The organism is Mycobacterium sp. TH-M15, from assembly GCF_057473705.1.
Genome location: NZ_JBYCLB010000010.1, coordinates 1 through 6,980 on the forward strand (window position 1 = coordinate 1; position 6,980 = coordinate 6,980).

8 protein-coding genes and 1 pseudogene are annotated in these 6,980 nt (G+C 70.2%); 6 read left to right on the forward strand and 3 right to left on the reverse strand.

Features of this window, described 5'->3' with window-relative positions; genetic code table 11:
* The 4 genes from AC2VNT_RS00200 to vapC all read left to right on the forward strand — a co-directional run.
* Positions 1-545: galactose-1-phosphate uridylyltransferase (locus AC2VNT_RS00200; RefSeq protein ID WP_486944945.1), on the forward strand; the 545-nt coding region annotated here is incomplete at its 5' end.
* On the forward strand, positions 542-1,636 hold the full coding sequence (locus tag AC2VNT_RS00205) for a galactokinase (protein WP_486944946.1): 1,095 nt from the start codon (positions 542-544) through the stop codon (positions 1,634-1,636). The genes AC2VNT_RS00200 and AC2VNT_RS00205, both read left to right, overlap by 4 nt.
* Positions 1,637-1,655: 19 nt before the next feature.
* The gene (locus AC2VNT_RS00210) at positions 1,656-1,868 is read left to right on the forward strand and encodes a type II toxin-antitoxin system VapB family antitoxin (protein ID WP_486944947.1); all 213 of its coding nucleotides are present in this window, start codon (positions 1,656-1,658) and stop codon (positions 1,866-1,868) included.
* On the forward strand, positions 1,865-2,269 hold the full coding sequence (vapC, locus tag AC2VNT_RS00215) for a type II toxin-antitoxin system VapC family toxin (RefSeq protein WP_486944948.1): 405 nt from the start codon (positions 1,865-1,867) through the stop codon (positions 2,267-2,269). The genes AC2VNT_RS00210 and vapC overlap by 4 nt, the downstream gene beginning before the upstream one ends.
* 1 nt (position 2,270) lies before the next feature.
* Here vapC and AC2VNT_RS00220 read toward each other — a convergent pair whose 3' ends face one another.
* The 3 genes and pseudogenes from AC2VNT_RS00220 to AC2VNT_RS00230 form a co-directional block, all read right to left on the reverse strand.
* A complete protein-coding gene (locus AC2VNT_RS00220; RefSeq protein ID WP_486944952.1) occupies positions 2,271-4,661 on the reverse strand; it encodes a lysylphosphatidylglycerol synthase domain-containing protein in 2,391 nt (796 codons plus the stop codon).
* Between the two features lie 221 nt (positions 4,662-4,882).
* Positions 4,883-5,758: an oxidoreductase gene (locus AC2VNT_RS00225; RefSeq protein ID WP_486944949.1), complete on the reverse strand. Its 876-nt coding sequence runs from the start codon at positions 5,756-5,758 to the stop codon at positions 4,883-4,885.
* 23 nt (positions 5,759-5,781) lie between these two features.
* Positions 5,782-6,321 (reverse strand): annotated as a pseudogene (locus AC2VNT_RS00230) (helix-turn-helix transcriptional regulator); the annotation flags it as partial.
* Positions 6,322-6,613: 292 nt separating this feature from the next.
* Here AC2VNT_RS00230 and AC2VNT_RS00235 point away from each other — a divergent pair.
* Together AC2VNT_RS00235 and AC2VNT_RS00240 are read left to right on the forward strand one after the other, a co-directional pair.
* Complete coding sequence (locus AC2VNT_RS00235; protein WP_486944950.1) at positions 6,614-6,763, forward strand: hypothetical protein; 150 nt, start codon at positions 6,614-6,616, stop codon at positions 6,761-6,763.
* 24 nt (positions 6,764-6,787) lie between these two features.
* Positions 6,788-6,980: ADP-ribosylglycohydrolase family protein (locus AC2VNT_RS00240; RefSeq protein ID WP_486944951.1), on the forward strand; the 193-nt coding region annotated here is incomplete at its 3' end.

Consider the following 6,980-nt stretch of genomic DNA (forward strand, 5'->3'; position numbering starts at 1 on the left):
TCGGGGTGACGCTGGCCCACCCGCACGGCCAGATCTACGGCTATCCGTATCTGACCCCGCGCACCACCGCGATGCTGGAGCAGGCCCGACAGCACCGAATCCGGCACGGCACCAACCTGTTCGCCGACCTGCTGGCCGCCGAGCGGGCCGACGGCAGCCGGGTCGTCGCAAGCAGCGTCGGGTTCACCGCGTTCGTCCCGTTCGCCGCGCGCTGGCCGGTGGAGATCCACCTGTATCCGAATCGGCTGGTGCGCAACCTGACCGAGCTGACCGTCGCCGAGCTCGACGACTTCGCGCTGACCTACCGCGACCTGCTGCGCCGGCTGGACAGGATCTACGACGCGCCGTTGCCGTACATGGCCGCGCTGCACCAGTACCGCGACACCGACGCGCAGCGCGACGGCTACTTCCACGTGGAGCTGATGTCGATCAAGCGGGGCGCCACCAAGCTGAAGCACCTGGCGGCGTCGGAGTCGGCGATGGACGCCTTCGTCGCCGACGTCGTGCCGGAGGCGGTCGCGGCCCGGCTGCGGGAGCTGGCGTGAGCACCGTCGGCTACGGCGCCCCGGGCCGGGTCAACCTGATCGGCGAACACACCGACTACAACGGCGGATACGCGCTGCCGATCGCGCTGCCGCAGCGCACCACCGCCACCTTCACCGCCGGCACCGCCGCCGACGCGCTGACCGTGCTCAGCGACCGGTTCGACGAGTCGGTGCGGATCCCGCTGGACCCCACACCGGGTGCGGTGACCGGCTGGGCGGCGTACCCGGCCGGGGTGATCTGGGCGCTGCGGGCGGCCGGTCACCCGGTGCCGGGCGGGACGATGACGATCGGCAGCGACGTGCCGATCGGGTCCGGGCTGTCGTCGTCGGCGGCGCTGGAGTGCGCGGTGCTCGGCGCGCTCTGCGCGGCGACCGGGGTGAGCCTGGACCGGGTGGAGCGGGCCCGGATCGGCCAGCGCGCCGAGAACGGCTACGTCGGCGTCCCGTCGGGTCTGCTCGACCAGCTGGCGGCGCTGTACGGCGAGCCGGCGACGGCGCTGCTGATCGACTTCCGCGACGTCGCCGTGCACCCGGTGCCGTTCGACCCGGACGCGTCCGGGGTGGCGCTGCTGCTGATCGACTCCGGCGCACGGCATTGCCACGCCGACGGCGAGTACGCGGCCCGGCGCGTGTCGTGTGAGCGGGCCGCGGCGGACCTGGGGGTGGCCTCGCTGCGTGAGGTGCAGCACCGCGGGGTGTCGGTGCTCGACGCGGTGACCGATCCGGTCGACGCCCGCCGGGCCCGGCACGTGCTCACCGAGAACGAGCGGGTGCTGGATTTCGTTGCGGCCCTGGCCGAGTTGGACTTCGCCGCGGCCGGACGGCTGCTCACCGCGTCGCACGCGTCGATGCGCGACGACTTCGCGGTCAGCACCGCCCAGATCGACCTGATCGTTGACGCCGCGGTCGGCGCCGGGGCGCTGGGGGCGCGGATGACCGGCGGCGGGTTCGGCGGCTGCGTGATCGCGCTGACGCCGGTGGAGCTGACGCTGACCGTCGGCGACGCCGCCCGCCGGGCTGCGGTCGACGCCGGCTACGACGAACCGGTGGTCAGCCGGGCGTACGCGGATCGCGGCGCGGGCGTGTGCTGAAAATGTGTATTATATGTGTATGTCACGCACAAACATCGATCTCGACGATGAGCTGACCGCCGAGGTGATGCGGCGGTTTGGTGTGACGACGAAGAAAGCCGCGGTTGATCTCGCGCTACGACGTCTGGTCGGTGCCCCGCTGAGCCGGGAGTTTCTGCTCAGCCTCGAAGGCGTCGGTTGGGAAGGCGAGTTGCACGAGCTCCGTCGTGAACAGCCCGTCGAGCTCGAATGATCTTGATCGATACCTCCGCGTGGATCGAGTATTTCCGCGCGACCGGATCGCCAGCGGCCGTCGAAGTGCGGCGTCTTTTGTCGAACGAAAGCGGACAAGTCGCCACCTGTGAGCCGATCGCGATGGAGATCCTGGCCGGCGCCACCGACGACCAGACATATCGCAAACTCGAGCAGTTGGTGAACGGGCTGCCATCGCTGAGCGTTGAGAACGCGACTGATTTTCGGGCGGCGGCGGGCATTTATCGCGCGGCGCGACGTGCGGGCCGGACAATCCGCAGTATCAACGACTGCCTGATCGCGGCCGTCGCAGTCCGTCACGGCGTCGGCATTGTCCACCGCGACGCTGACTTCGACGTCATCGCCGGCATGACCGACCTTGCCGTCGTGTCGCTCCTGTAAGTCAGATCATCTCGTGCTGGGTCAGCCAGCGCATCACCGGCCAGCCGATGAACACCGGCAGCCAGCAGGTGAGCACCCGGTAGAGCAGCACCGACGGCACCGCGACCGTGGTGGGCACCCCGAAGGCGGCCAGCCCACCGATCAGCGCCGCCTCCACCGCGCCGACCCCGCCGGGGGTGGGGGCGGCCGAGGCGAGCGTGCCGCCGACCATGGTCACCACGGTGACGGTGACGAACGAGACGTTGCCGCCGAACGCCTCCACGCTGGCCCAGAGTGCTAGCGCCGCACCGAGAGTCGTCCCGGCCGCACCGAGCACGATCAGGCCGAGCCGCTTGGGCTCGCCGGCCAGCTCCACCAGGTCGCCGCTGACCTCTTTGAGTCGGGGTCCCAGTGACGCCGACAGCCAGCGGCGCAGGTTCGGCACCAGCAGGACGCCGCCGACCAGACCCAGCGCCACCCCGCCGATCAGGTACAGCGTGTTGGCGCTCGGCACGAAGTGCGACAGGTCGGCCGAGGCGCCCGCCGCGGTGGTGAAGATGATAAGCAGGATGACGTGCACGATCACCTGCACCGACTGCTGCAGCGCGACCGCCGCGGTGGCCCGCAGCGTGGTCAGGCCACCCTTCTGCAGGAACCGGGTGCTCAACGCCAGCCCGCCCACCCCGGCCGGGGTGGTGGTCGCGGCGAAGGTGTTGGCCACCTGCATGATCGACAGGTTCTTGAAGCTGACCAGTCCGCTGGCGCAGGCCCACAGCGCACCGGCCGCACCGACGTAGGTCAGCGAGGAGACGATCAGCCCGACCAGCGCCCACCACCAATTCGTGTGCTGCAGTTGGGAAGAGAACATCGGCACCTGGCTGATCAACGGATAGGCGACGTAGACCAGCGCGATCAGCAGCACCAACTGGATCAGCTGGCTGCGGGTGAACCGGGTGATCGTCTCGGACTGGATCTTGTCGGTGCCGGTCTGCCGCTTCACCTCCTCGCGGCTGTCGGCGATGACGGTGCCGACGTGCGGGATCGAGTGCCGAAGCCGGGCCGGCAGCGCGCCTTTGCTGAGCCGGCGGGAGGCGGACAGCACCGCGGTGCGGCCGAACGTGTCGATCGCGGCGGCCACCGCCGGGCGCGGGTCGTACAGCGCCGAGGTGGTCACCAGCAGCTGGGCGATGTCGGATTGCAGCTGCACGTCGGTGGCGCCGTACTCGGCGTTGCCGAAGCCGCCGAACAGCACCGTCTGGGCGTCGTCGCCGTCGCGTCCGTCTGCGGCGACGGTGATCTCCTTGGCCCGCAGGTCGCCGTGCGAGATCTGCTGATCGTGCAGCCGGCGCAGCGCCGCCCAGACCCGGGCCACCGGTGTGCTGTCGACACAGCCGGCGATCGGGGTGCCGCGGATCGGGGTCTTGGCGTGCAGCGTCCAGCCCCGATCCAAGGTGGCGACCGCCAGGGTCGACGTGTTGGCGACACCCGCGTCGTCGATCGCGATGCCCATCAGGGCGCGGTGCTCGACGGCGCGGTGCATCGAGGCGTGCAACGGCGAGGTCTCGGCCGAGCGCAGCCGCAGCTTGCGCCAGAGCTGCCGCAGCGCGCTGCCGCTGCGCTGGTTGGGTCCGTACAGCTCGACGATCGCCGGTTTCTCGGCGGTCGCGGAGAGCACCAGCGGCCCCCGGCCGGCCGGACGGACGACGGTGAACCCGGTGACCCGACAGCCGTGCCTGGCCAGGGTCCGCACCGCACCGTCGAGCGGCACCTCCAGCGCCGGGGTGCCGACCACCAGGATCACCAACGCCCCGACGAACCAGCCGACCGCCAGCCCGAGCAGCGCCCGGGCCGGGACGATGGCGCTGACCACCAGGTGGATCGGGATGAAGGCCAGCAGCAGCACCCACCACCAGCGCCGCCAGCGGGCCGGCAGCCACGGGCCGGAGACGGTGAGCATGGCGGCCAGCATGGCGATCCAGCGCGGGTCGTCGAGGAACTGCGCCAGCGTGGTGGCCAGCTGCTCGGAGACGTCGAAATGCCAGCGGGGCGCCGAGAAGCCGCCGCCGCGGATGGAGAGCGACAGCACGGCCACCAGCCCGGCGATCGCGTAGGCACCGAGCAGCTTCCACTGCCGGCCGACGACCAGGCCGATCAGGATCGCGAACGGCAGCGCCAGGATCGCGATGCCGTACCCCAGGTACACCAGGTTGGACTGGGTGGGCGAGAGCACCCCGACGATCCGGGAGACCGCCTGCTCCAGGCTGACCCATTCCGGCCGGGTCACCAGTGAGCTGGCGATCACCGCGGCCAGCAGCAGCGTCGCCAGCACCAGCCGCAGGATGTCGTTGGTGCGACGGGTCACCGGCTGCAGCAGGTTGCCGGTGACGGCGATTTCGCGCCCGTCTACTCGCATGGCCACTTTCGGATCGGTTCGGCTCGCGCCCGCCGGTTTTGCCCGGCCGCTGGGCACAACTTAGCCGGATCGCGGCCTGCTGGGTATGGTTACCGCACCGACCACCCGTTTCAGCTGTCATAGGAGTCACGGGCTGCGGGGGTGTGGTGTTTGCCCGGCGTTTTTGTCGCGCAGCGGCGGGCCGAATGCCACCCGTCCCGGACCGGAAGGCCGACGAGCGGTCAGAGCGGGTAGCTGACCCCGGTCAGCTTCTCCGACTCCGCCCAGAGCCGGCGCCACAGCGTCCGGTTCCCGGAGAGCCGGTTCGACGGCGACGGCCCGACCGGGCCGTGGGTCTGCATCAGCTGGGTCGGACCCCAGTACACGTCCGGGTCGGCATCCGGCATCGTCGCCGCGAACAGCATCGACTCGGCCGCCCGCTCCGGCGGGTGGCCGACCAGCTTCGCCCAGCGCCGGCCGATGATGCCGATCGGGGTCATGTCGTCGGCGAACAGGTTGGTGGCCGACACCCCCGGGTGCACGGCGTAGGAGCGGATCGCCGAGCCGGCCGCGGCCAGCCGGCGCTGCAGCTCGCGGGCGAACATCAGGTTGGCCAGCTTGGACTGCGCGTAGGCCAGGTTGCGCTGATAGAGCCGGCGTTGGTAGTTCAGGTCGTCGATCCAGAGCTTGGGTGTCTGCTTGTGCGCGACGCTGGACAGCGTCACCACCCGGTCGGCGATCTTGGCCAGCAGCAGCCCGGTCAGCGCGAAGTGGCCCAGGTGGTTCACCCCGAACTGCGACTCGAAGCCGTCTTTGGTCCGGCGGAACGGCACGTTCATGATGCCGGCGTTGTTGATCAGCACGTCGAATTCGCCTTGCTGATCGGCGAAGTCGCGCACCGAGGCCAGGCTGCCCAGGTCCAGCTCGGCCACCCGCACGTCACCGCCGACGTCGTCGGCGATCCGCTCGGCGGTCGCGGTGTTGCGGCAGGCCATCACCACGGTGGCGCCGGCTCCGGCCAGCACCCGGGTGGTGACCTCGCCGAGCCCGCCGTTGGCGCCGGTGACCACGAAGGTGCGGCCGCGCTGATCCGGGATGTCGGTGGGTTTCCACGTCATGTCGCACCTGCCTGCTGCGTCGTCGGGCCGCGAACGAGTCTTTCAGATCGGGGTCGACCACCGACGCCGGCACCGTCGTCGCCGATCGAGGCGGCTACCCGCGGGCGGCCGGGCTTGCGCTCCCACTCCTGGGCGAACTTGCGGACGGCGGTCGCATCCCACACCGCGCCGCTGCGCAGCTCGACCAACGGTGCCGGGAATGTGGACAACTCGCGCAACTGATGCACCCGTTGACGCGACACGCCCAGCTCTTCGGCGATCTCCGCCGCCGATATGAGCTCGGGCATGGTCGGCGCTTCCGACCGGCGCTGCCACTCCGGCTCGCGGAGAATCTCCATGCCGATCGGCTCGGCGTGGACGACCTGGCTCACCACCCAGGTGGTCTTAGCGGCCGCATCCTGCATCACCAAATCCCCTGGCGCATAGGCTGTCACGTCAATACCGCGGCCTGGGATGCGGGTGACCGACCCGTCGGTCGACAGCAGTGCGTCCTCCCAGGAATCCATCGTTTCCATGGAAGGGTCGGCGTCGAACGTGAGGGTGATGACCCAGTCCGCGGTCACTTTGTGCCTTGCTGTCGTCCTCGACCCGCCAGTCCTGCGACCGTGCCCACCTGGCGATGTCGTCGATATCGCTAACCATGGTGAGCTTTCCCTAGCGGCCTGTCAAGAGTTAATTGCCGGTGGGTGACACCGTCAAGGGTGCGTAACTGTCCACAACCTGTGCACCGTGACCGGCGGCCCCCCGAACTTGTCGGACCCCGGGGATACGTTTGGGGCAGGGTTTCTACCAGCCGCCGTGCCGCAGCCTCGCACGGCGGCGCTGGCAACGTCAGGAGGTATCGATGGCAGAGTCTTGCGATCACCCGAAGGCAACGGCCACCGGGTGCTGAACTCGGCCGGTCAGCGCACCGTCCGCGGCCGGCGGTGGCAGCCGGCCACGGTGTCGGCGCTGCTCAACGGCCGCTACGACCAGGAGACCGCGGAGACCCGCCGCCCGGCGTGAGCCAGCCGACCAGAAGGAATCGAGATGGGACTCTCCCCGATACAGCTGGATCGGGCCTGCGGGGTGCTGCTGGCCACCGCCGCCGGTGACGCGCTGGGCGCGCCGTTCGAGTTCGGCCCGCCGCTGGCGGCCGAGGTGACCGTCGACATCACCGACGCGGTGAGCGCCGGGTCGATCTGGGAGACCGGCGAGTGGACCGACGACACCGCGATGGCGA

Coding starts and splice junctions, on each gene's coding strand:
- AC2VNT_RS00220 (WP_486944952.1), bottom strand. CDS start 4,661: ATGCGAGTAGACGGGCGCGAAATCGCCGTCACCGGCAACCTGCTGCAG.
- vapC (WP_486944948.1), top strand. CDS start 1,865: ATGATCTTGATCGATACCTCCGCGTGGATCGAGTATTTCCGCGCGACC.
- AC2VNT_RS00210 (WP_486944947.1), top strand. CDS start 1,656: ATGTCACGCACAAACATCGATCTCGACGATGAGCTGACCGCCGAGGTG.
- AC2VNT_RS00225 (WP_486944949.1), bottom strand. CDS start 5,758: ATGACGTGGAAACCCACCGACATCCCGGATCAGCGCGGCCGCACCTTC.